This window comes from Sphingopyxis sp. (genome assembly GCF_025869345.1).
Classification (GTDB): domain Bacteria; phylum Pseudomonadota; class Alphaproteobacteria; order Sphingomonadales; family Sphingomonadaceae; genus Sphingopyxis.
The window spans coordinates 3,578-27,710 of the sequence record NZ_JAOZVW010000136.1 but is presented as its reverse complement, the minus strand read 5'-3'; the positions used below and the strand labels follow the sequence as shown (position 1 = coordinate 27,710).

15 protein-coding genes and 2 pseudogenes are annotated in these 24,133 nt (G+C 67.5%); 10 read left to right on the top strand and 7 right to left on the bottom strand.

The annotated features are described in order from the left end of the window. From OJI97_RS14650 to OJI97_RS14635, 4 genes and pseudogenes are all read left to right on the top strand, one after another. Positions 1–736 (top strand): phosphopantothenoylcysteine decarboxylase (locus tag OJI97_RS14650; RefSeq protein ID WP_297664656.1); only part of this gene is annotated, 736 nt, incomplete at its 5' end. Next, positions 699–1,160: pseudogene (dut, locus tag OJI97_RS14645) on the top strand (dUTP diphosphatase); the annotation flags it as partial. The gene OJI97_RS14650 and the pseudogene dut, both read left to right, overlap by 38 nt. Before the next feature lie 93 nt (positions 1,161–1,253). After that, complete coding sequence (locus OJI97_RS14640) at positions 1,254–2,003, top strand: HesA/MoeB/ThiF family protein (RefSeq protein WP_297664654.1); 750 nt, start codon at positions 1,254–1,256, stop codon at positions 2,001–2,003. Continuing rightward, complete coding sequence (locus OJI97_RS14635; protein ID WP_297664658.1) at positions 1,991–2,356, top strand: DsrE family protein; 366 nt, start codon at positions 1,991–1,993, stop codon at positions 2,354–2,356. Before OJI97_RS14640 ends, OJI97_RS14635 begins: the two co-directional genes overlap by 13 nt. A gap of 31 nt (positions 2,357–2,387) precedes the next feature. On the opposite strand, the gene OJI97_RS14630 is transcribed toward OJI97_RS14635, so the two are convergent. The 5 genes and pseudogenes from OJI97_RS14630 to OJI97_RS14610 all read right to left on the bottom strand — a co-directional run. Further along, a complete protein-coding gene (locus tag OJI97_RS14630; RefSeq protein WP_297664653.1) occupies positions 2,388–3,110 on the bottom strand; it encodes a class I SAM-dependent methyltransferase in 723 nt (240 codons plus the stop codon). After that, on the bottom strand, positions 3,110–4,237 hold the full coding sequence (gene prfB / locus OJI97_RS14625) for a peptide chain release factor 2 (protein ID WP_297664652.1): 1,128 nt from the start codon (positions 4,235–4,237) through the stop codon (positions 3,110–3,112). The genes OJI97_RS14630 and prfB overlap by 1 nt, the downstream gene beginning before the upstream one ends. Before the next feature lie 62 nt (positions 4,238–4,299). Then, on the bottom strand, positions 4,300–6,816 hold the full coding sequence (locus OJI97_RS14620) for a transglycosylase domain-containing protein (protein WP_297664650.1): 2,517 nt from the start codon (positions 6,814–6,816) through the stop codon (positions 4,300–4,302). A 247-nt stretch (positions 6,817–7,063) separates the two neighbouring features. Further along, positions 7,064–8,209 (bottom strand): DSD1 family PLP-dependent enzyme, encoded by a 1,146-nt coding sequence (locus tag OJI97_RS14615; RefSeq protein WP_297664648.1) that lies wholly within the window; start codon positions 8,207–8,209, stop codon positions 7,064–7,066. A gap of 4 nt (positions 8,210–8,213) precedes the next feature. Further along, a pseudogene (locus OJI97_RS14610) lies at positions 8,214–9,008 on the bottom strand (N-acetylmuramoyl-L-alanine amidase); the annotation flags it as partial. A 757-nt stretch (positions 9,009–9,765) separates the two neighbouring features. On the opposite strand from OJI97_RS14610, the gene OJI97_RS14605 reads away from it, so the two are divergent. The 6 genes from OJI97_RS14605 (at position 9,766) to OJI97_RS14580 (ending at position 21,309) form a co-directional block, all read left to right on the top strand. Further along, positions 9,766–12,399, top strand: coding sequence for a ribonuclease E/G (locus OJI97_RS14605; protein ID WP_297664645.1), 2,634 nt, complete (start codon positions 9,766–9,768; stop codon positions 12,397–12,399). A 313-nt stretch (positions 12,400–12,712) separates the two neighbouring features. Further along, positions 12,713–14,035: a M48 family metalloprotease gene (locus OJI97_RS14600; protein WP_297664657.1), complete on the top strand. Its 1,323-nt coding sequence runs from the start codon at positions 12,713–12,715 to the stop codon at positions 14,033–14,035. A gap of 56 nt (positions 14,036–14,091) precedes the next feature. Next, complete coding sequence (locus OJI97_RS14595; RefSeq protein WP_297664644.1) at positions 14,092–15,690, top strand: thioredoxin domain-containing protein; 1,599 nt, start codon at positions 14,092–14,094, stop codon at positions 15,688–15,690. Positions 15,691–15,692: 2 nt separating this feature from the next. Beyond that, the gene (locus OJI97_RS14590) at positions 15,693–17,288 is read left to right on the top strand and encodes a sulfotransferase (protein ID WP_297664642.1); all 1,596 of its coding nucleotides are present in this window, start codon (positions 15,693–15,695) and stop codon (positions 17,286–17,288) included. Between the two features lie 225 nt (positions 17,289–17,513). Next, complete coding sequence (locus tag OJI97_RS14585; RefSeq protein WP_367184770.1) at positions 17,514–19,958, top strand: TonB-dependent receptor; 2,445 nt, start codon at positions 17,514–17,516, stop codon at positions 19,956–19,958. Positions 19,959–19,962: 4 nt separating this feature from the next. Next, entirely contained in the window at positions 19,963–21,309 is a 1,347-nt protein-coding gene (locus tag OJI97_RS14580; protein ID WP_297664638.1) for an APC family permease, read from the top strand. Here the strand turns inward: OJI97_RS14580 and OJI97_RS14575 are convergent. Together OJI97_RS14575 and OJI97_RS14570 are read right to left on the bottom strand one after the other, a co-directional pair. Beyond that, complete coding sequence (locus OJI97_RS14575; protein ID WP_297664636.1) at positions 21,271–22,890, bottom strand: NAD(P)/FAD-dependent oxidoreductase; 1,620 nt, start codon at positions 22,888–22,890, stop codon at positions 21,271–21,273. The genes OJI97_RS14580 and OJI97_RS14575 overlap by 39 nt on opposite strands. Beyond that, positions 22,887–24,104, bottom strand: coding sequence for an FAD-dependent oxidoreductase (locus OJI97_RS14570; protein WP_297664634.1), 1,218 nt, complete (start codon positions 24,102–24,104; stop codon positions 22,887–22,889). The genes OJI97_RS14575 and OJI97_RS14570 overlap by 4 nt, the downstream gene beginning before the upstream one ends. Between the last annotated feature and the right edge of the window lie 29 nt (positions 24,105–24,133).

Sequence of the window (24,133 nt, the reverse complement as noted above, 5' to 3'; positions counted from 1 at the left end):
CCCTAACCCCTCCCCTGAAGGGAAGGGGGACTTTAGCGGCCAGCCCGATTTCGCCCCCGCCAACCATCGCCCGCTTTACGGCCGCCGCATCCTGATCACCGCGGGACCGACGCACGAGCCGATCGATCCGGTGCGCTACATCGCCAACCGGTCGAGCGGCAAGCAGGGCTTCGCGATCGCCGCCGCCGCTGCCGAAGCGGGCGCCGAGGTGCTGCTGATCGCCGGCCCGGTGCCGCTGCCGACCCCGCCCGGCGTGATCCGCGTCGACGTCGAGACGGCGCGCGAGATGGCGGCCGAGGTCGAGGCAGGCCTGCCCGTCGATGCCGCGATCATGGTCGCGGCGGTCGCCGACTGGCGCGCCGCCGACACCGCGGCGCAGAAAATCAAGAAGGACGGCAGCGGCGCGGTCCCGCCGCTCGCGCTCGCCGAGAATCCCGACATCCTCGCCGGCCTCGCGAAAAGTGCGCGGCGCCCGCCGCTGCTGATCGGCTTCGCCGCCGAGACCAACGACGTCCTCGCGCACGCCGAGGCAAAGCTCGCGAAGAAGGGCTGCGACTGGATCGTCGCCAACGATGTTTCCGCCGACCCGATGGGCGGCGAGACGAACCGCGTGCATATCGTCAGCAAGGCTGGCGTGGACAGTTGGGACCGGCTGCCGAAAGGCGCCGTCGCCCGCAAATTGATGGAAAAGATCGCCGATGAACTCGCAATCCGCGCACCCGCTGACTCCCATTGAAATCGCGATCCAGCGCCTGCCGAACGGCGGCGGGCTGCCCCTGCCCGCCTATGCCAGCGACGGCGCGGCGGGGATGGACGTCGTCGCGGCCGAGACGCTGACGCTGCGCCCCGGCGCGCGTCACGCGGTCGCGACCGGCTTCGCGATGGCGATCCCGCCCGGCTATGAGGTGCAGGTGCGCCCACGCTCGGGCCTGGCGCTCAAGCACGGCATCACCTGCCTCAACACGCCGGGAACGATCGACAGCGACTATCGCGGCGAGGTGAAGGTGATCCTTGCCAACCTGTCCGACGATAATTTCGATATCGCCCGCGGCGACCGCATCGCGCAGCTCGTCCCCGCCCCCGTCCAGCGCGCCGCCTTCGCCGAGGTCGAGACGCTGGACGAAACCGCGCGCGGCGCGGGCGGCTTCGGCTCGACCGGGGTTGCCAGCGACGAAGCCATCGAGGACGACAATATCCCCGAAAATGTCGGCTCGCTGTCGGCGATGAAGATGCGCCAGCCCGGCGAATAAGCCTTGCTCAGCGACGCCGAACTCGACCGTTACGCGCGCCAGATCGTCCTGCCCGCCTTCGGCGGCGCGGGGCAGGCGAAGCTGAAGGGCGCCCATGTCGCGATCGTCGGCGCGGGCGGGATCGGCTGTCCGGCGATCACCTATCTGGCCGCCGCGGGCATCGGCAGGCTGACGATCATCGACCATGACCGGATCGAGTTGTCGAATCTCCAGCGCCAACCGCTCTTCACCGACGCCGACCTCGGCGCGCTGAAGGCCGAGGTCGCGGCCGATGCCGCGCGGCGGATCAACCCGCATGTCGAGGCGGTGGCGGTGGCGGAACGGCTCGATGCGCACAATGCCGAGGCGCTGCTCGCGGGCGCCGGCCTGATCCTCGACGGCTGCGACAATTTCGCGACCCGGCTCGCGGTCAACACGGCCGCGGTCGCGCTGCATATCCCGCTGCTCTCCGCCGCGATCGGCGCGTTCGAGGGGCAGGTCGCGCTCTACGAGGGGTGGCGCGCGGAGAGCCCCTGCTACGCCTGTCTCGTCGGCGACGACCCCGACCGCCCCGGCATCAATTGCGCCGAACAGGGCGTGATGGGCGCGCTCGCGGGCATGGTCGGGACGATGGCGGCGCTCGAGGCGGTGCGCGCGCTCACCGGCTGGGGGCGGGCGCTGACCGGCCGGCTGACGATCCTCGACATGCTCGACCGGCGCTGGCGCGAGGTCGCGGTCGCCAAGGAACCGGAGTGCCCGATATGCCGGGGCTGAACATCGTCGTCGCCGCCGCCGACGGTGGCCGCTTCTATGCCGCGCTCGAAACCGCGGCCGCGGCGAGCGCGCTGGGCCGCCCCACGCGGGTCTTTCTGCAGGGCGAGGCCGCGGCATTGCTCCGCACGCCGGTGTCGTTCGACGGCGATCCCGCGCGCCGGGCCGCAGGGCAACCCGACCTCGCATCGCTGATCGCCGAGGCGATGGCGATGGGCGTGCGGCTGATCGTCTGCCAGTCGGGCATGGCGCTTGCCGGCATGACCGCGAGCGAGCTGGTGCCCGATATCCTCGCGGGCGGGCTCGTCAGCTTTCTTGCCGAAGCGAGCGCCGAAGACCAGCTAGTCGTTTATTGAATGCCGCCGCCCCGCGAAGGCGGCGTTATGGTCACGGATTCTTGCAGACAGTGATCGCGTCGGGCGCGGGGCGCTTGCCGTAAGGAACGAAGCGCGCGAGATAGCCCCCGGCGTGCGCCTTGTCGTCATAGGACACGAGCTTGTAGCCCACCGCCTCGAATTCGCAGACGAGCAGGCGGAAGGGCGTGCCGTGCTGCGCGATCGGGCGGTCGCCGTCGACGACGATCACCTGCCCGCCCTTGCGGAGCGCCGGGCGCAGCCGCCACAGGAAGGCGTAGGGCTCGCCGATCTCGTGATACATATGGACCATGAAGACGCGGTCGAAGCTGCTCGCAGGCAACCGCGGATCGTCGACCGCGCCGAGTTTCAGCGAGACATTGTCGAGCCGCTCGCGCGCAACGCGGTCGGCAAGCCGCTCGATGACCTCGGGCTGGATATCCTGCGCAAGGACGCGGCCCGTCGCGCCGACGCGCGGGGCGAGGCGCACCGTGTAATAGCCGTCGCCCGCGCCGATGTCGGCGACGGTCATGCCGGGGCGAACGTCGGCCGAATCCATGATGTCGTCGGCTTCGTTGACGCGGTCGCGCGCTTCCTCGGTCGACCATTTGGTCGAGGTGATCGGCGCGACCGGGCGGTCGGCGGGCGGAAATTCGCGCGCGGTCTCGGGGCGGTCGCTGTCGCTGCTCCACGGATTGTCGCAGCCGCCGAGCGACAACGCCGCCAGCGCGGCAAGGAAGGCCGCGCGGCGGATCATCAGTCGATGTCCTCCACCTCGACCTTTTCGCCCGTCACCTTCTGCGACAATGCCGCCGCCATGAAGGGATCGAGCGCCCCGTCGAGCACGTCGCCGGGCGCGGTCGAGGTCACGCCGGTGCGCAGGTCCTTCACCAGCTGATAGGGCTGAAGGACATAGGAACGGATCTGGTGGCCCCAGCCGATCTCGGTCTTCGCCTGATACTCGCCCGATGCCTCGGCCTCGCGCTTCTGAAGCTCGGCCTCGTAAAGACGCGCCTTCAGCATTCCCATCGCGGTCGCGCGGTTCTTGTGCTGCGAGCGGTCGATCTGCGACGCGACGACGATGCCGGTGGGCATGTGGGTGATGCGCACCGCCGAATCGGTGGTGTTGACGTGCTGCCCGCCCGCGCCCGAGGCGCGATAGGTATCGATCTTGAGGTCGCTTTCCTTGATCTCGATCTCGATATTGTCGTCGATCACCGGATAGACCCACACCGACGAGAAGCTGGTGTGGCGTCGCGCCGAGCTGTCGTAGGGCGAGATGCGGACGAGGCGGTGGACGCCGCTTTCCGTCTTGGCATAGCCATAGGCATTCTCGCCCTTGACCAGCATCGTCGCCGACTTGATCCCCGCCTGGTCTCCCGCCTGATATTCGATCAGCTCGACCTTCATGCCGCGCTTTTCGGCCCAGCGGCTGTACATGCGCTGGAGCATTTCGGCCCAGTCCTGGCTTTCGGTGCCGCCGGCGCCGGCATGAACCTCGATATAGCAGTCGTAGCTGTCGGCCTCGCCCGCGAGCAGCGCCTTGACCTTGTCCTCCTCGGCCCGCGCCGCGAGCGTGGCGAGGCTGGCGACGGCATCGTCGACGAGCGCCTCGTCGCCCTCCATCTCAGCGAGTTCGATCAGTTCGACCGTGTCGCCCATCTCCTTCTCGATCGCGCGCGTCGCGGTGATCGCCTCGTCGAGACGGCGGCGTTCGCGCATGACCTCCTGCGCCGCCTTGGGGCTATCCCACAGCGTCGGGTCCTCGACCTTAGCGTTCAATTCGTCGAGGCGGCGCACCGCGCGGTCCCAGTCGAGGAATCGGCGCAGCAGCGCCAGCGCGGCGTTGATGGTATCGACATGATCCTGCGCTTCGGCGCGCATGGTATTGCTCCTGAAATTCGATCGGGCACCGGCCATAAAGGCTGGCGCGCCATAGACAAGCGTCAGATGATCCCGCCGCGATCGTCGAGGAAATCGGCATCGGTGCGGCGCCCATTGCCCTGCTGGACAGGCACGTCCTGGCGTTTCGGCGTCTTGACCGGCTTGATCTCCTCTTCGCGGATCGTCCGGCGCGGCTCGCTTTCGGGCTTGAAAGCCTCCCAGATGATCGCTGCCTTGGGGTCGGTTCCCGGCCAGCTGCCATAGACGCGGCGGCCCGACTGGCGGTCGATGCGCACCATGCGGATGCCCTTCGGCGCGATGAAGGGCACCGGCGGCGCCTCGGTCAGCGCGCCGAGGAAGAAATCCTTGAAGATCGGCGCCGCGAGGCTGCCGCCCTGCGCATAGCCGCCCATGTTGCGCGGCTGGTCGAACCCGACATAGACGCCCGCGACGACGTCGGGCGAACCGCCGACGAACCAGACATCCTTCGGCCCCGTCGTCGTCCCGGTCTTGCCGAACAGCGGCACGCCGAGGTCGCGCAGCCGCACCGCGGTGCCGCGCTGGACGACGCCCTCGAGCATGTGGACGACCTGATAGGCGGTCAGCGGGTCCATGAGCTGCTTGCCCGACGGCGCGAAGCGCGGCATCGGCCGTCCGTCCCAATCCTTCATGTTGCAGCCGTCGCACGGGCGCCAGTTCTTCGGAAAGATCACCTTGCCGCGCCGGTCCTGCGCATAGTCGATCAGACGCGGCTTGAGTTCGCGGCCGTGGTTGGCGAGCATCGAAAAGGCGTTGGTCATCCGCTCGACCGTCGTCGTCCCGGCACCGAGAGCGGTCGACAGATAGGGCTCGTGCTGGCCGATGCCCATCGTCTTGATCGTCTCGACGATCGGTTCCATCCCGACCTGGCTCGCGGTGCGTACGGTCATCAGGTTGCGCGACTGTTCGAGGCCCCAGCGCATCGTATGTTCGCCCGACCCGCCCGCGCCGCCATAGTTGCGGAAGCATTTGTTGCCGAGGTTCGCGCCCTGATAGACGCAGAACGGCCCGTCGACGATCAGCGTCGCCGGGGTCATGCCGTTGTCGAGCGCGGTCGCATAGACGAAGGGCTTGATCGTCGATCCCGGCTGGCGTTCGGCCTGCGTCGCGCGGTTGAACGGCGACAGGCGCACGTCGAAGCCGCCCTGCATCGCATAGATGCGCCCCGAATGCGGGCTTTCGACGACCATGCCGCCCGACACTTCGGGAATGTTGCGAAGCTGGTATACGCCGGGCGCGGTCGCCTTGACCGCGATCAGGTCACCCGGGCGCATCGCCGAAAAGGCGCTGCCGCCGGTCTTGCGATACCCCATCATCGCCGCCCCCGCGGGCAGGCGGCCGGTATCGCCGTTCGCAAAGCCGATCCGCGCCTCGCCCGCCGTTTTCGACAGCACCGCCGCGACGCGCCAATTGTCGTAGTCGATGCCGATGAAGCTCGACGCGAGGCGGCTCTTCCACTGGTCGTCGGCCTCGATCCGCGCGATCGGCCCCGACCAGCCCTTGCCGGCGTCGTAGCGGACGAGCCCGCGGCGCAGCGCGGCCGTCGCCGCTTCCTGCATCTTGCCGTCATAGGCGGTGCGGACCCACAAGCCGCCGCCATAGACCGACAGCGGCCCGTCGTCGGGAGTCTCGCCGAACTGGTCGATCAGCTGGCGCCGCACCTCTTCCATATAATAGCCGCCGACCTGCGCGACCGCCTTGTTGCCCGTTTCGGAGAGGCCGAGCGGCATCGCCTGCGCGGCGTCGCGCTGTGCGGCGGTGATCCAGCCGTTGCGGAACATTTCCGAAAGCACGAAATTGCGCCGCGCCATCGCCTTGCCGGCATTGCGCGCGCGGCCATAGGTTTCGGGCGCCTTGGGCAGGATGGCGAGAAAGGCCATTTCGTGGAGCGCGAGCTGGTCGACGTCCTTGTCGAAATAGGCGCGCGCCGCCGCCTGCACGCCGAAGCTGCGGCGGCCGAGCGGGATTTCGTTGAGATAGAGCTCGAGGATCTGCTCCTTGGTCAGCGCCGCCTCGATGCGCTTGGCGAGGATCGCCTCGCGGATCTTGCGGGTATAGCTGACCTCGTTGGTCAGGAGCAGGTTCTTCGCGACCTGCTGGGTGATCGTCGAGGCGCCGATCGGGCGGCCGCTGTTGGTCAGATTGGTGATGATCGCGCTGACGATGCCCGGATAGTCGATCCCGCCATGCTCGAAGAAAGTGCGATCCTCGGCGGCCAGATAGGCGCGGACGAGCAGCGGCGGATATTCGCTATATTCGAGCTGGACGCGCCGTTCGCGCGCATAGCTGTGGACCGGCTTGCCCTCGCCGTCGCGGACCATCGTCGGCAGCGGCGGCTCGTAATCGCGGAGCTGGTCGACCGACGGCAGGTTGCGCGCGAAGACGATCCAGCCGAGGATCAGCGCCAGGAGCCCCGCGCCGGCCAGATAGCCGAGCCAGCGGAACCAGCGGCGCAGCCACATCTCGCGAAACCAGGATAGGGCCGCATTGCCGTCGCGGCGCAGGCGGTAGCGGAAATGGGACATGGTCTCGGACGGCATAGGGCCAAGCCTCTAAAGGCTGCGCGCGCGAAAGGGAAGCGGGCTTGCGGCGGGTTGCCGACGATGCACCGCCGGTCCTTTGATGGTTTCACGCGAAGACGCGAAGGCGCGAAGATGTCGTGATTGCCGCGAAGCGGCTTTATCTCCGTCAACGCTGCAATCTGTCGCGCCGACGAGAAAGAAACGGCCTGTCGGCCCGAATCTTCTTCTTCGCCCCTTCGCGTCTTCGCGTGAAACCCTTTTTTCCTTACCGCGCCCGCCCGCGCGCACTGACCGGCCAGATCGCGACGAGCGTATCGCCCGACACGACATGATAATGGTCGTAGAGATTCACCGTCGGGTCACAGTGCGGCACCGTCAGCGTCACCGGATCGCCCGGCGCGAGCCGGTCTCCGATACCGGAAGCGATCAGCGCCGAATGCTCGTCACCCATGAAGGCGAAGCGCGCATCCTCGGGCGCGCCGCGCCGGACAACCGCGACCCCGCCGTCGGTCGACAGCGCCTTGAACCCCGCGTCGATCGTGACAAGTCCTGGATGGTTGGCGCTGACGACGCGCGCATCGACGCCGAGCGCGACCTCGAACGGGGCATCGCCGGCGCCTGTCAAATCGCAATCGAGATATTGCTTGTCCATGAAGATATAGGACCCCGCCTGAAGCTCGGTAAAGACGCCGAGGTCGAGGTCGATCCGGTGCGTGCCGGTGCCCGATCCGGTGACGATTTCGGGCACGAAGCCCACCTCCGCAAGCGCCGCGATCACGCTTTTCAGATAGTCGGTGCGCTCGGCGATCGCAGCGCGGCGTTCGGCATAGGCCTCGATATGCTGCTGCGACCCGCAATAATATTGGACGCCGCGATAGCGCAGGCACGGCAGCGCCGCGATCGCCTGCGCCAGATCGACCGCCGCTTCGGCCGATGCGACTCCGGTGCGGCGGATACCCGGATCGATGTCGATGACGACATCGAGCGTCGCGCCTTCGGCCGCCAGCGCCGCGTCGATCCGCCCGGCGACGGCGGGATGATCGACGACCGCCATCAGGCCATCGGCGCGCACCGCGAGCGCGGCGAGCCGGTCGAGCGCACGCGGCGCGGCAACCGGCGACGTGATGAGGATGCCGGTTATGCCGCCGTCCGCCAGTGCCTCCGCCTCGCCGATTTTCGCGCAGCAAACGCCCAGCGCGCCCGCGCCGAGCTGCCGCTTCGCGATATCGACGCTCTTGTGCGTCTTGGCATGGGGGCGCAGCCCGACGCCATGCCCCGCGGCGAGCGCCGCCATCGCCGCGATGTTGCGGTCGAGCGCCTTGACATCGAGCACCAGCACCGGCGTGTTGAGGTCGGCGCGCGAGCCCTGCCGGCCGATCAGATGCGCGTGCAGGCCGATATCGTCGCTCATGCCGTCAGCGCCCCTTCGCCGCGATCCGGCGCGCGAAATGAATCTGCACCGCGTCGCGCACGCCGCGCGCGATCTTCTGCTGCCCCGCCTTCGACGACAGAAATTCGGCGTCCGCCTTGTTCGACACGAAACCGGTTTCGAACAGGATCGACGGCGTGTCGGGCGCCTTCAGGACCACGAAGGACGCGAATCGGTGCGCGGTCGTGCGGAATGTCACCTCGTCCGACGCCTCGCGCTGGAGCAGGCGCGCGAAATCCGAAGCGGTGTTCATCGTCTCGCGCTGGGTGAGGTCGAGGAGGATCGACGATACCGCGCTGCCGTGCGCACCCAGGTCGACGCCGTTGATGATGTTCGCCTTGTTCTCGCGCGCCGCGAGCCGCGCCGCCTCGCGGTCCGAAGCGACCTCCGACAGCGTATAGACCGACGCGCCGTGCGCCTGCTGGTTCGCGGCGGCGTCGGCGTGAATCGAGAGGAAGAGATCGGCCTTCAGGCGCCGTGCGATGCCGTACCGCTCCTCGAGCACCAGAAAGCGGTCGTCGGCGCGGGTCAGCGCGACACGCACCCGGCCCTGCGCGACCAGCGCGTCGCGGATCGCCTTGGCGAGGGCGAGGGTGATATCCTTCTCGCGCTGGCCGCCGTGGGGCGAGATCGCGCCGGGATCGTGCCCGCCATGCCCCGCATCGATCACGACGAGGGGCAGGCGCGGATCGGCCGGCCCTTCGATCGCGGGAAGCGGCAGCGCAGGCTTCGGCTTGCCGATCGGGACGGTGACGCTGTAGCGCTTTTTCGGCCGCTCGGCGCGGAATCGGGCGATATCGGGCCCGGCGACGCGCTCCAGCCCGACGCTGTGGCGGAACGCATCGGCCGGCTGCGCCATCGGCGACCACAGGCTCGCGAGGGCGAACGCCAGCGCGGCCGCCTGACCGCCGCGTCGCGACCCTATATGGAACCAGCGTCTGTTCGAAACCATGAAGCCCTCGGCCGTGAAACACGGTGAATCCCTTATTAGCCGCATCCTGTCAAACAGGGGTTAACCCGCCGCGAAGCGCACGCGATGATTGCAATCGGGTGACATATTCCCATCTTATGCGGCGGCGGAGGTTGCCGTCGGCCCATGCCGATGCTAGCACCCCCCCACTGACGGTGTCCGACCCGGCGCCGTCCGGCCTTTTGAGGGGAAGGCCCGGCCTGCGCGAATCGCGGATCGGAGCCGCCCCGGTGCCGGACACGCGGGGAAGAACGCACGTCCGTCAGTCCACCCGGATGATCGGGCGGCCGGCGCGACCTTCCCCGGAATGTCGACCAGCCGCCTCGCTCACCCAAGTAACCAGGTTGATGCCGCATGAGGCTTGCCATGCCCTCTTCAGATCGCGACGCAGGCGCTTTCGCCCCTGCGCTTGTCGCGACCGGAGACCGCATGCGCGTCCAGGACCGGACGCAGGCCGCGCACGGCAATAACGTCTTTTTTTCTTTGAACCCTAACGACCGCCGCCGTCCGTCCCGGATGGTCGCGGCCTTTTTGTTTGGCGCGCCGCGGCGCGCCTGGAGTGATAATAATGACCACGCGCATGTTGATCGACGCGCGGCACCGGGAAGAGACCCGGGTCGCCGTCACCAAGGGAAACCGCATCGAGGAGTTTGATTTCGAGTCCGCCGAGCACAAGCAGCTCAAGGGCAATATCTATCTGGCCAAGGTCACCCGCGTCGAGCCGTCGCTGCAAGCGGCGTTCGTCGAATATGGCGGCAACCGCCACGGCTTCCTGGCCTTCAGCGAAATCCACCCCGACTATTACCAGATTCCGAAGGAAGACCGCGACGCGCTGCTGCGCGAAGAGGCCGAACATGCCGCCGAGGCCGCCCTGCGCGCCGAGGAGGATCTCGACGAGCTCGAAGGCGATGTCGCCGACGTCGAGGAGCATGACGACGAGAATGGCGACGCCCCGCCCGCACCCGAAACCGTGGGCGAGGAGTCCGATTCGGACGAGGAGAATGGCGACGCCGAAGATGGCGAAAGCGACGAGGGCGCCGAAGAAGGCCGTGACGGGCGCGGCGACCGCAAGCGCCGTGGCCGCGATGGCCGCAAGGGCGGACGGGGCCGCGGGCGCGGCCGCCGCAGCGACGACGAGGACGGCGAAAGCCGCATGTCGCTGCGCCGCCGCTACAAGATTCAGGACGTCATCCGCCGCCGCCAGGTGATGCTGGTGCAGGTCGTCAAGGAAGAGCGCGGCAACAAGGGCGCGGCGCTGACCACCTATTTGTCGCTCGCCGGCCGTTACTGCGTGCTGATGCCCAACACGATGCACGGCGGCGGGATCAGCCGCAAGATTTCGAACGGCGCCGATCGCCGCAAGCTGAAGGCGATGATCGACGAGATGGGCCTGCCGCCGACGATGGGCTGCATCGTCCGCACCGCGGGGATGAGCCGCACCAAGGTCGAGATCAAACGCGACTTCGACTATCTCGCCCGCCTGTGGGACGAGATTCGCGACAAGACGCTGGGATCGAGCGCCCCGGCGCTGATCCATTCGGACAGCGACCTCGTCAAGCGCGCGATCCGCGACATCTATCACAAGGATATCGAGGAAGTGCTCGTCGAGGGCGACGAGGGCTATAAGGCCGCGAAGCAGTTCATGAAGCTGCTGATGCCCAGCCACGCACGGCGCGTGAAGCAATATGCCGACCCCGTGTCGCTCTATCAGCGCTACGGCGTCGAGGATCAGCTCGCGGGGATGCTCAATCCCGTCGTCCAGCTGAAATCGGGCGGCTATCTGGTGATCAACCCGACCGAGGCTTTGGTGTCGATCGACATCAACTCGGGGCGGTCGACGCGCGAGCATAATATCGAGCAGACCGCGCTCAGCACCAACCTCGAGGCCGCGCACGAAATCGCGCGCCAGTTGCGCCTGCGCGACATGGCGGGGCTGATCGTGATCGATTTCATCGACATGGATCACGGCTCGAACGTCCGCAAGGTCGAGCGCGCGATGAAGGACGCGCTCAAGAACGACCGCGCGCGCATCCAGGTCGGCCGCATCTCCGGCTTCGGCCTGATGGAGATGAGCCGCCAGCGGCTGCGCACCGGCGTCCTCGAAGCCTCGACGCGCCCGTGCCCGCATTGCGAGGGCACCGGCCTCGTCCGCACCGCTTCGTCGGCGGGCCTCAGCGCGCTGCGCCTGATCGAAGAGGAAGCCGCGCGCGGCAAGGGCAGCAAGATCATCCTGCGCGCGAGCCAGGAGGCGACCTTCTACCTCCTCAACGAAAAGCGCCGCGAACTGCGCGAGATCGAGGAGCTTTACGGCGTCAGCGTCGAAATCCTCCCCGATGGCGAGACCGAGGGCGCGCGGATGGCGGTCGAGGTCGGCGGCCCGCCGCCGGTTCAGCGCCGCAGCTTTGCCCCGATCGTCGAGATCGAGGAAGAAGAGGATTTCGTCGAAGAAGATGAGGACGAAGCCGAGGAGGAAGAGGCCGAGGCCCGTCCCGCTCGCCACGAACGTCAGGGCGGCGACGACGAAAGCGACGGCGAAGGCCGTAAACGCCGCCGACGCCGCCGTCGCGGCCGTCGCGGTCGCCGCGACGAGGAAGGCAACGAAACCGGCGAGACCGAGGCCGGTGACGACGCCGAGGCCGAGGAAGCGCCCGCCGAAGAGGCTGCGCCGGTAGAGGCTGAAACTGCCGAAGCCGAAGAAGCCGAAGCGAAACCGCGTCGCCGGCGCGGTGGACGCGGCCGCAAGAAGGCCGAAGAGGGGACGGAGACCGAAGCCGAAACGGTCGCGACCGAAGAGGCCGCGCCGGTGGAAGCCGAGCCTGTTGCCGAACCCGTCGCCGAGGAAGCCCCGGCGGCCGAGGAAAAGCCGAAGCGCAAGCGCGCGCCGCGCAAGACCAAGGCCGCCCTGGCCGCCGAAGCCGAAGCCGCGGAAGCAGCCGAAACGGTCGAAGTGCCCGCTGCCGAACCCGCTCCGGAGGTCGCAGCCGAAGCCGAAGCCGAAAAGCCCGCGCCGAAGAAGCGTGCCAGCCGCGCCCGGAAGAAGGTGGAACCCGAAGCGGAGGCGGCACCCGCTGCCGCCGATGCAGCCGAGCCGGCCCTTGCCGAAGCGCCCGCCGAGCCGGTGGCGGCCGAAGCGGACGACGGCGATGACGGCCCGGACGGCGAACCCCGCCGTGGCTGGTGGCAACGCACCTTCGGGAATTAAAACGCTTCCACCAAAGAAAAAACCGTGTGTCCCGCGAAGGCGGGGACCCATCTTCTGATGGTTCGGAATAGAACCGGCCGGTGATGGGCCCCCGCCTTCGCGGGGGCACACAGGTTTTTGGGCAACCGGCCGCATAACCACAATCTCGCACCTTGCGCCCACGCGCCTTGAGTCCCAATAAGCCTCCATGGCTTCAGTCGATGTTCAGGCGCGTGGCGCAAGACAGGCGGCGATGACCGCTTCACCGCCGCTCCCCGCGTTTCGGGCGCATCGATTGCGCGCGCTGTTCCGCATCCTGCTGACATTGCTCGCGATGATTGCGATTTCGGCGCGCCCGGCGGCGGCGCAGTCGATGCTGCGCGATGCCGAGACCGAGGCGCTGTTCCAGGACATGATGGACCCGCTGCTCGTCGCGGCGGGGCTGCGTCCCGGACAGGTGCAGGTCCACCTGCTCGGCGACCGCAGCATCAACGCCTTCGTCGCGGGCAGCCAGGACATCTATGTCTTCAGCGGACTGATCGAGACCGCCGACAGCGCCGAGGAGGTGCAGGGGGTTCTCGCGCACGAACTCGGCCACATCATGGGCGGTCACGCGATCCGATCGAGCGAGGGCATGAAAGCCGTGACGGGCATCTCGCTGCTCAGCCTGCTGCTCGGCGCGGCGGCGATCGCGGCGGGCGGCGGCGACGCCGGCATGGGCATCATGATGGCGGGCCAGCAGGCCGCGCTCGGCAAATATCTGGCTTTCAGCCGCACCCAGGAAGCGACCGCCGACGCCGCGGGAGCGCAATATCTTTCGAAGGCGGGGATCAGCGGGCGCGGTAGCCTCGCCTTTTTCAAGAAGCTCCAGAATCTCGAATTCCGCTATGGCGTCAAGCAGGACGACGAGCAGGCCTATGGCCGCACCCACCCGATGTCGGGCGACCGCATCCAGACGCTGCGCGAGGTCTATGTCGTCGATCCCGCGTGGGACAAGCCCGCCGACCCAAAGATCGAGGCGCGCTTTCAACGCATCAAGGCGAAGCTGTCGGGCTATATGGCCGATCCCGAACGGACGCTGCGCAAATATCCCGAGAGCGACACCAGCATCCCGGCGCGCTACGCCCGCGCCTATGCCTGGCATAAGAGCGCCTATCCCGACAAGGCGCTCGGCGAGGTCGAGGGACTGCTCAAGACCGATCCCCACGACCCCTATTTCCTCGAGCTCGAGGGGCAGGTGCTGCTCGAATCGGGGCGGCCCAAGGATGCGATCCCGCCGCTGCGCGAGGCGGTCGCCAATTCGCGCTCGCAGCCGCTGATCGCTGCGACGCTCGGCCACGCACTGATCGCGACCGAGGACCCCGCCAATTTCGCCGAAGCGGAAAAGGTGCTGAAGACCGCGGTCGCGCTCGACAACCAGAACCCTTTCGCCTGGTACCAGCTCGGCATCGTCTATGCGAACAAGGGCGATCAGGCGCGCGCCGCGCTCGCTTCGGCCGAACGCTATAATCTGGAGGGTGGACAGTCCGCGCTCGCGCTGCGTAATGCCGAAACCGCGATGCAGGGCCTGCCCGAAGGGTCGGCCGACTGGATTCGCGCACAGGATATTGCGCTGGTGTCACGCGCCGAGGTGGAACAGGCGCGCAAAAAGCGCTAGATTCAAACGAGATACGATAGGGACGCATCGCCGCGGGCGATGCACAAGGGCGACAAGTGACCGAAAAGAAAGACGATTATTACCAGCCGTGGCTGCGCGACCCGGCGCCGATGCCCGAAGCGTCGGCCCCCGCACGCGACGCCTCGGATCAGGGGGGCCTTGCCAAGCCGAAGGAGGAACCGCCGGTCGGCATCGACCTCGCGCGCTATAAAGCCGCCGAAAAACCGCCGGCGCCGCTGGTGAAGCCCGAAGCGATCAAGGCGGGTGCCGCGAAGCTGTGGGATCGCATCCGGGACGGCGCCGAAGCCTTCGCCGACTGGACGATCGGCGTCGGCGAACGCGCCGATATTCCCGCGCGCGTCGAGGCGATGGAAATCCCGCGCCGCTCGCGCGACCTTGCCGCAAGGACGGGGGCGCTGACCGCGCGCACCGCAAGCGCCATCGGGCGCGGCTCGGCGCAGGCGGGCCGCGCCGCCGCGAAGGCGAGCGGCGAAACGTGGAACAAGATGGCACTGGGCGACAAGGTCGCCCGATTGTCGAGCGAGGCCGGGCGCGGCATCGGCGAGGTCGCGGGCAGGACCAGGGCCGGGATCGGCCAAGCCGCCAAGGCGGGCACCGAGAGCCTGCGCGAACAGATCGGCGAAGCGGCGACCAAATTGCGCCCCGCGGCGCGCGAGGAAGCCGGACCGCCGCCCTCGGGCCTTGAACAGCTACTCGCGCGCGAAGAGGCCGAAGCGCGCGTCGCCGAAACCTCCGCGCCCGACCTGCCGCTCTTTACCGGCGAGGCGGTTGCCGCCGCTGCGCCGGCGCCTGCGAAGCCCGCCCGAGCGAAGGCCGCTGCCGCGACGCCGCCGCCCTCGATCTCCGGCCCCGAACCCGACGACCGTATGCCGCATCGCCCCGCGCCGCGCGCCGCGGCCGCAGCGAACACCCTTCCCGCGCCGCTCTGGGCGATTGCGCTCGGCGCCCTGCTCGTGCTCGGCGCCGTCTTCTGGCTCGGCGGCCGCTTCGGCGGCGGAATGAGCAAGAGCAAGGTCGAGACCGTCGTCGCCGACTATATCCGCGCGCATCCCGAGATGATCCCCGAAGCCTTCGAGGCGCAGCGGAACAAGGAAATGGCGAAGGCGGTCGAGGCGGTGCGGCCCGCGCTCGAAAAGCCCTATGCCGGGGCATGGGCGGGCAATGCCGACGGCGACGTGACGCTCGTCGTCTTCACCGACTATGCCTGCGGTTTCTGCCGCGCGAGCGTGCCCGACGTCGACCGGCTGATCCGCGAGGACAAGCGCCTGAAAGTCGTGTTCCGCGAACTGCCGATCATCTCGCCGCAGAGCCGCGATGCCGCGATCATGGCGCTCGCCGCCGCGCGGCAGGGCAAATATGACGCCTTCCACCACGCGATGTTCGCGGCCTCTTCGCTCGACCCGTCGGCGATCGCCGCGGCGGCCGGCAAGGCGGGCGTCGTCACCGACGGCAGCGCCGACGCGACCGCGAACGAGGCGCTGTTCCAGCGCGAGATCGATTCGAACCTCGCGCTCGCGACCCAGCTTCAGCTCAACGCCACCCCGACGTGGATCGTCGGCGACCAGCTCTTCCAGGGGCAGGTCGGCTATGACGCGCTCCGGCAAGCCATCGCCAAGGCCCGGAAAAAGAACTGACGATGACCGCGGACCCGGCGCAAACGGCGATCGATCGGGGGGTCCGCAACCCCGAGCTGATGGCGGCAGCGCTGGCGCTGGTCGAGGGACGGCTTCACGATGCCGAGCCCGTGCTGAAGGCGCATCTGAAGCGCGATCCGTTCGACGTCGCGGCGATCCGGATGCTCGCCGAGCTGGCGGCGCGGATCGAACGCTATCGCGATGCCGAGGCGCTGCTGCGCCGGGCGCTCGAACTCGCCCCCGGCTTTCTCGCCGCGCGGTCGAACCTCGCGACGGTCCTGCATCGCCAGGGGCGGTCGGCCGAGGCGATCGCCGAGCTCGACACGTTGCAGCAGGTCGATCCGGGCAACCCGGGCAACGCCAATCTGAAAGCCGCCGCGCTCGGCCGCGTCGGCGAGTTCGACGAAGCGCTCGAACTGTATGAGCAGGTGCTGCAAAGCGCCGGCAAGCAGCCGAAAATCTGGATGTCCTATGGCCATATGCTCAAGACCGTCGGGCGCCAGGCCGATGCGGTGGCCGCCTATCGCCAGGCGCTCGCGCTCCATCCGGCGCTGGGCGAAGTGTGGTGGAGCCTCGCCAATCTGAAGACATTGCGCTTCGACGACGCCGACCTGTCGGCGATGGAGGCGGCGCTGGATCGCGGCGACATCACCGCCGAAGACCGCTTTCACCTGCATTTCGCACTGGGCAAGGCGCGGGAGCAGCGGCAGCAGCCCGAACCCGCCTTTGCCCATTATGACCGCGGCAACGCCCTGAGGCGGACGCTGATCGACTATGACGCCGGCCAGACGCGGGCGGCGGTCGATCATGCCAAGGCGCTCTATACGCCGGAATTCTTCGCGGCGCGCGGCGGCCATGGCGCTGCCGCGCCCGATCCGATTTTCATCATCGGTATGCCGCGCGCGGGTTCGACGCTGATCGAGCAGATATTGTCGAGCCATTCGATGGCCGAGGGCACGATGGAACTGCCCGACATTCCCATGCTGTACGCGAAGGCGCGCAATATGGGCGGGGTCGCCGGCCTGACGGCCGATCAGGCTCGCGAACTCGGCGAACAATATCTGCGCGAGACGCAGGTGCAGCGCAAAAGCAGCAAGCCCTTCTATATCGACAAGCTGCCGAACAACTGGCTGCACACCGGCTTCATCCGGCTGATCCTGCCGAACGCGAAGATCATCGACGCGCGCCGCCATCCGATGGATTGCTGCTTCTCCAATTTCAAACAGCATTTCGCGCGCGGGCAGGCGTTCAGCTACAGCCTGTCCGATATGGGGCGCTATTATGCCGACTATGTCGATCTGATGGATCATGTCGACCGGGTGCTGCCCGGGCATGTCCACCGCGTCTTCCACGAACGGGTGATCGCCGATCTGGAAAGCGAAGTGCGGGCGCTACTCGGCTATCTCGGATTGCCGTTCGAGCAGACGTGCCTCGACTTTCACAAGAGCGACCGCGCGGTGCGCACCGCGAGTTCCGAACAGGTGCGGCGCCCGATCAACCGCGACGGCGTCGATCAATGGCGCGCGATGGAACCGTGGCTGGGGCCGCTGGTCGAGGCGCTGGGTCCGGTCCTGACGGACTATCCGGCGTCCCTCTGACCCCTGTTGCAATTTTGTCATAGTGATCGCGAATCCGCCGCCGCGCGGAGTCGATTTCACATGCCCGATTGACGATCCCCCCCATGTTGCGACACCCTCTTCTCCGCGCCGCACAGACGGCGATCGAACGGGCAAAGAGGGGGCTTTTCTATGCGGGTCCATGTTTCACGCCGTGCGCTGCTGCTGGCTTCACTATCCTCGACGATCCTGTCATCGGGAGCGGCCTTGGCCCAGGAAGCCTCAAAGACCGACTATGGCGACGAAATCGTCGTCACCGCGCAAAAGCGCGAGGAAAATCTTCAGGACGTTCCGATCAGCATCCAGGCGCTGGGAACCAAGAAGCTCGACCAGCTCAACGTCGCGAATTTCCAGGATTTTTCCAAGCTCCTGCCTAGCGTTTCCTTCCAGTCGAGCCAGCCGGGCGTCACCACCGTCTATATGCGCGGCGTCGCGAGCGGCGGCGACGGCAATCATTCGGGCTCGCTGCCCAGCGTTGGCGTCTATCTCGACGAACAGCCGGTGACGACGATCGGCGGGACGCTCGACATCCATATCTACGACATCGCCCGAATCGAATCGCTCGCGGGGCCGCAAGGCACGCTCTATGGCGCCTCGTCGCAGGCGGGGACAATCCGCATCATCACCAACAAGCCCGATCCCTCGGCCTTCGAGGGCCGGGTCGATGGCGAGATCAACAGCATCAAGCATGGCGGCATGGGCGGCCGGCTCGAAGGCATGATCAACGCGCCGATCAGCGAGATGGCGGCGGTGCGCTTCGTCGGCTGGTATCAGAAGGACGCCGGTTATATCGACAATGTGCCGGGAACGCGCAGTTTCCTTGGCGCGCCGATATTGGATGAAGACGGGAATTTGACCGGCAACCAGCCGGGCATCACGGTCAACAACAACGCGTTCGTCGAAAAGAATTTCAACGACGCCGAAATCTATGGCGGCCGCGCCGCGCTGAAGGTCGATCTCGACGACAATTGGACGGTCACGCCGACCCTGCTCTACCAGAAGCAGACGAGCCACGGCACCTTCTATCAGGATCCCAAGGTCGGCGACCTGCAGGTCCAGCGCTTCTACCCCGACAAACGCACCGACAAGTTCATCCAGGCAGCGCTGACGATCGAGGGCAAGATCGGCAATTTCGACATCACCTATGCCGGCGCCTATCTCGACCGCAAGGCGTATCAGATCAACGATTATACCGATTATGCCGAAGCCTATGACCAGCTTTACGCGAACTACACCTATGAAGGCGATTTCGTGTGTAGCGGGCTCGCGGGATGCTTCTATCTTCAGGACAATGCCGGCAACACCATCGATCCGCGGCAATATATCATCGGCACCGACCATTTCCGCAAGATGAGCCAGGAACTGCGCATCGCCTCGCCGCAGGACGAGCGCTTCCGCGTCGTCGCCGGGCTCTTCTACCAGCGGCAGAGCAACCATATCCATCAGGATTACATCATTCCGGGCCTCGCCGACGCCCTGTCGGTCAACGGCCATCCCGGAACGCTGTGGCTCACCGAACAGAAACGCGTCGACAAGGACTATGCTGCCTTCGGCGAAGCGAGCTTCGACATTACGCCGACCGTCACCCTGACCGGCGGCGGGCGCTATTATAAATATGATAACAGCCTGATCGGTTTCTTCGGTTTCGGCCGCAATCCCGATGGCCCGCCCTACAATGGGGCGGCCAGTTCGCGGACGGGCGTCGCCGGCTGCTATACGACGACCGGGGAGATATTGCGCGACAATCCGGACGGGACGCTGCTGCCGGCGACGGTGGAGGGCAGCCCCTGCACCAACCTCGCCGATTATGTGAATGGCAAGCTGGTTCCCAAGCGCACCAAGGACACCGGCTTCACGCACCGCCTGAACCTGACGTGGAAACCGAGCGAGGACGTGCTCGCCTATGCGACCTGGTCGCGCGGTTTCCGCCCCGGCGGGATCAACCGTCGCGGGACGATCGCGCCCTATGCCGCCGACTTCCTCACCAATTATGAATTGGGGCTCAAGACCACGCTGGCGGGCGGCGCGGTCCGGCTCAACGCCGCCGTCTATCTGCAGGACTGGAGGCGCTTCCAATTCTCCTTCCTGGGCGAGAACAGCTTTACCGAGATCCACAACGGCCCGAACGCCCGGATCAAGGGGATCGAGGCCGACGTCAATATCCGGCCGATTCAGGGGCTGACGATCGCCGCCGCGGCCTCCTATACCGACGCCAAGACCCGCAACAATCTGTGCGAGATCGACGATCCGACCTATCAATGCACCGATCCGGGCAATTCGATCGCCGCCGAGAAAGGCACGCGGCTGCCGGTGACGCCGAAATTCAACGGCAATGCGACGCTGCGCTATCAATTCCCGGTCGGACCGGGTGAAATGCACTTCCAGTCGGTAATCGCGCACCGCAGTTCGGCTACGCCCGACATCCGCGTCCCGACGGCAAACGCGCTCGGGCGCATCCGGGGATCGACCACCGTCGACTTCGCTCTCGGCTTCGACTGGAGCAATTACAGCTTCGAGCTGTTCCTCCAGAATGCGTTCGACGAGCGCGCCGAACTGTCGCGCTTCTCCAACTGCGGCCAGTGCGACGGGCGGGTGCAGATATTGGTGAACCAGCCCCAGACGATCGGGGCGCGGCTGGGCGCCAAGTTCTGATCGGGTGACCGCACCCGTCGCCAGCATCGGCAGGCCGGGCCAGAAGCTCGGCCTGCCGATGTGCATCGCGCTCGGCATGGGCAATATGATCGGATCGGGGGTGTTCCTGCTCCCGCGCGATCTCGCGCCGCTCGGCTGGAACGCGATCGTCGGCTGGCTGGTGTCGATCGCCGGCACATTGTGCCTCGCTGTCGTGTTCGCACGGCTCGCGAGACGGCTTCCCGAGGGGTGCGCGGCCTTCACCTATGGTGCCGCCGCCTTCGGCCCCGGCACCGGCTTCATCGTCGCGTGGAGCTATTGGATCAGTTGCTGGACCGTCGTCGCGACGCTCGCGGTCGCGGCGATCAGCAACATGTCGATCCTGCTCCCCTGGCTCGGCGAAAAAGGCGCCGCGCCGGCGTGGATCGCGATCGGCTGCATCTGGTTCTTCACGCTCGTCAACCTTGGGGGCGTCCGCCGCGCGGGCGGCGCGCAGATGCTCACCCTCGCGCTCAAGCTGATCCCCGTCGTCGGCGCGGTGTTCGTCGGCGCCTGGGCGCTCGGCAGCGGCGCGGCGCCACCGCCGACGATGGCGGGGACCGAACCGCTCAGCCTGTCGGGGGTCAGCGGCGCGGCGACGCTCACCCTCTTCGCCTTGCTCGGCTTCGAAAGCGCGTGCGTGGTCAGCGACCGCGTTGCGGACCCCGAACGCACGATTCCGCGCGCGACGGTGATCGCGGCGGCGGCGGTCGGGCTCCTCTATCTCCTGTCGTGCACGACGGTGACGCTGCTGGTGCCGGTCGCGGCGCTCCACGAATCGAACGCCGCCTATGCGACCTTCTTCGCGCGGCTCGTCGGCCCCGGCACCGGGCAGGTGGTCGCGCTGTTCGCGGCCATCGCGGCGCTCGGCGCGCTCAACGGCTTCGTGCTGCTGCAGGGCGACATCCCGCGCGACCTCGCGCATCGGCGCCTGCTTCCCGCCGCCTTCGCGCGCGACAATCGCTTCGCCTCGCCATGGATCACCCAGATCGTGTCGAGCGGGCTGGCGAGCGCGATCGTCTATGCCAATTATTCGCGCGGGCTCGCCGACCTGTTCGCCTTCATGGTCAAGGTGACGACCTCGACCGCGATCATCCTCTATATCGTCGGCTCGCTCGCTGCGCTGCTGCTCGAACGGCGGGGCGCGATCCGGGTTTCGGCGGGCTTTGCCGCGGCGACGATCGCGGGCTTCGTCTATAGCTGCTGGGCCTTCTACGGCGCCGGGCTGGAGGCGAGCCTGTGGAGCGCCGCGATGACCGCGGCGGGACTGCCGATCTATCTCGCGATGCGGCGCTCAGCGCCAACGCGGCGCGAAGAAGCCCCGGTCGCGTAGGATCACCTCGGCCGCATTATGCCCCGGCGCGCCGGTGACGCCGCCGCCCGGATGCGTCCCCGCGCCGCACATATAGAGGCCCTTGACCGGCCCGCGATAGCCGCCGTTGCCGAGCACCGGCCGCGCGGCCCAGAGCTGATCGAGGCTCATATTGCCGTGCATGATGTCGCCGCCGACCAGGCCGAACTTGCGTTCGAGCCCCTTGGGGCTGAGGCGGGTCTGGGCGACGATGCTGGCGCGGAAGCCGGGGGCGTGCTTCTCGACCGTGTCGATGATGCAATCGGCCGCGGCCTCCTCTTCATCGTCCCAATCGCGTCCGCCCGGCAGTTCGGGCGCGAACTGCTGGCAGAAGAGGCTGGCGACGTGGCAGCCTTCGGGCGCGAGGCTGTCGTCGACGGTCGAGGGGATCAGCATCTCGACGATCGGCGCCTTCGACCAGCCATGCTGCTTCGCGTCGAGGAAGGCGCGGTCCATATAATCGAGCGTCGGCGCGAGGATGATCCCCGACTGGTGGTGCTCGCCCGGCCCATCCTTTTCATTATGCGGCAGGCAGGTGAATTTGGGAAGTTCGCTGAGCGCGACATTCATGCGGAAGGTGCCGCTGCCCGCCTTGAAGCCCTTGATCCGGCGCTGAAAGTCCTGCGGCAGGTCGGCGGCGTCCATCATCCGTTCGTAGAGCAGTTTCGGCCCGACGTTGGCGATCACGCGGGCGGCGGCGATTTCCTCGCCGTCCACCAGCTTAACGCCGACCGCCTTGCCGCCGTCGACGAGCACCTTCGCGACCGGGCTTTCGAGGCTGATCTCGACCCCCATGTCGCGGCACACTTTCGCCATGATCTCGGTGATCCGGCCTATGCCGCCGACGCTGTGGCCCCACGCGCCCTTCTTGCCATTCACCTCGCCGAAGACATGGTGGAGGAGGACGTAAGCGCTGCCCGGCGTGTCGGGGCTGGCATAGTTGCCGACCACCGCGTCGAAGCCGAAAGCGGCCTTGACCGCCTCGCTTTCGAACCAGCTGTCGAGCATCGTCCGCGCTGATTTGGTGAACAGGTCGAGCACGTCGCGCTGCTGTTCGAGGCTGAGGCCCGCGAAGCGCCGTCCCTGCCGCGCGCCGTCGAGCAGCGTGCGCAGGCCTTCGCCGACATTCGGCGGCACCCGCAGCGCGAGGTCGCGGAGCAATTCGGCGACATTTTCGAGCGCGTCATAATAAGCAGGCAGCACCTCGGCATCGCGGGCGCTGAACTTGCGGAACTCGGCCTGCGTGCGGTCGAGCCCGCCGCCGAGCTTCAGATAGCCGCCATCCTCCTGCGGCAGGAAATTGCTGATCGGCCGCTCGATGACGCGATAGCCATGATCGGCGAGCTTCATGTCGGCGATCACTTTCGGCTGGAGCAAGCTGACGGTATAGCTCGCGACCGAATTGCGGAAGCCGGGGGCGAACTCCTCGGTCACCGCGGCGCCGCCGACGACGTCGCGCGCCTCGACGATGCGCACCTTCAACCCCGCCCTCGCGAGGTAGAAGGCGCAGACGAGGCCGTTGTGGCCGGCGCCGATGATCAGCGCGTCATAGGCTTTGGTCATGAAAAATCTTTCGCAAGCGGGGATTGGACATGCTGGCGGCCGAAGCCGAGGCCGAGGATGCGGCCGGGAATGCGGCGGAGCAGCGGAATGCGGTCGAGCAGGCGGACGGCGAGCGGGACATGGTCGATCGCGCCGCGCAGCATCGGTTCGATGACCCGCAGATGGGCGAAACGCTGAAGCGCCTGCATCCGGGTCGTCGGCTTCCAGCGGCGTGCCTGAACCCGTGCGAGCAACGGATCGGGATCGGCCCCGGCGGCGAGCGGCGCCGCGAGGATATTCGCGGCGGCGACCGCATCCTGCACCGCAAGGTTGATGCCGATGCCGCCGACCGGCGACATCGCGTGCGCCGCGTCGCCGATCGCGAGCAGGCCCGGACGCGACCAGCGCGTCAGCCGGTCGAGCGCGACCGACAGCAATTTGACGTCGTCGAAGCTGCAGATCGCCTCGATTCCCGCGGCGAGGCCGGGAACGATCCCGACGATCTCGTCGCGGAAGGCCGCAATGCCGCGCGCTTCGATAGGCGGAAAGCCGCCCTTCTCGATGATCCGCGCGCATTGCCAATAATCGCCGCGCGGGATGGCGACGACCATCCCGCCCTTGTCGATCGTGCCGAGCGCGACCTCCGCCATGTCCATGCCCGCCGGCACGGGGACGCGGAACCAGAGCACGTCCATCGGCGCCCCCAGATCTTCCAGCGGCAGTTCGGCGGCGGCGCGCAGCACCGACCGGCGCCCGTCGGCGGCGATGACGAGCCGCGCGGGCAGCGTCTCGCCACCCGCGAGCGTCACGCCGCTGACGCGGTTCGCGGCATCATGGGTCAGCCCGGTAGCCTCGGTCGACATGCGCAGGTCGAAGGTCGGGTAACGCCGCCCTTGCCCGGCGATGAAATCGAGCAGATCCCATTGCGGCATCATCGCCACGAAAGGCGCCGCGACCGGGAGATGCTTCATCGTCGCGACCGTATAGCGCCCGCCGAGCAGGTTCAGCGTCATGGTGTCGATCGCGGCGTGCGGTTCCTTCAGAAGCGCGCCGAGCAGCCCGATCTCGTGGAACAGTTCGAGCGTCGAGGGATGCACCGTGTCGCCGCGAAAATCGCGGAGGAAATCCTTGTGCTTTTCGAGCACGGTGACGGGAACCCCGGCGCGCGCGAAGAGCAGCCCCGCGACCATTCCGGCGGGGCCGCCGCCGACGATGATGATGGGAAGCTCGCTCATTCTCCCCTCCCGCTTGCGGGAGGGGCCGG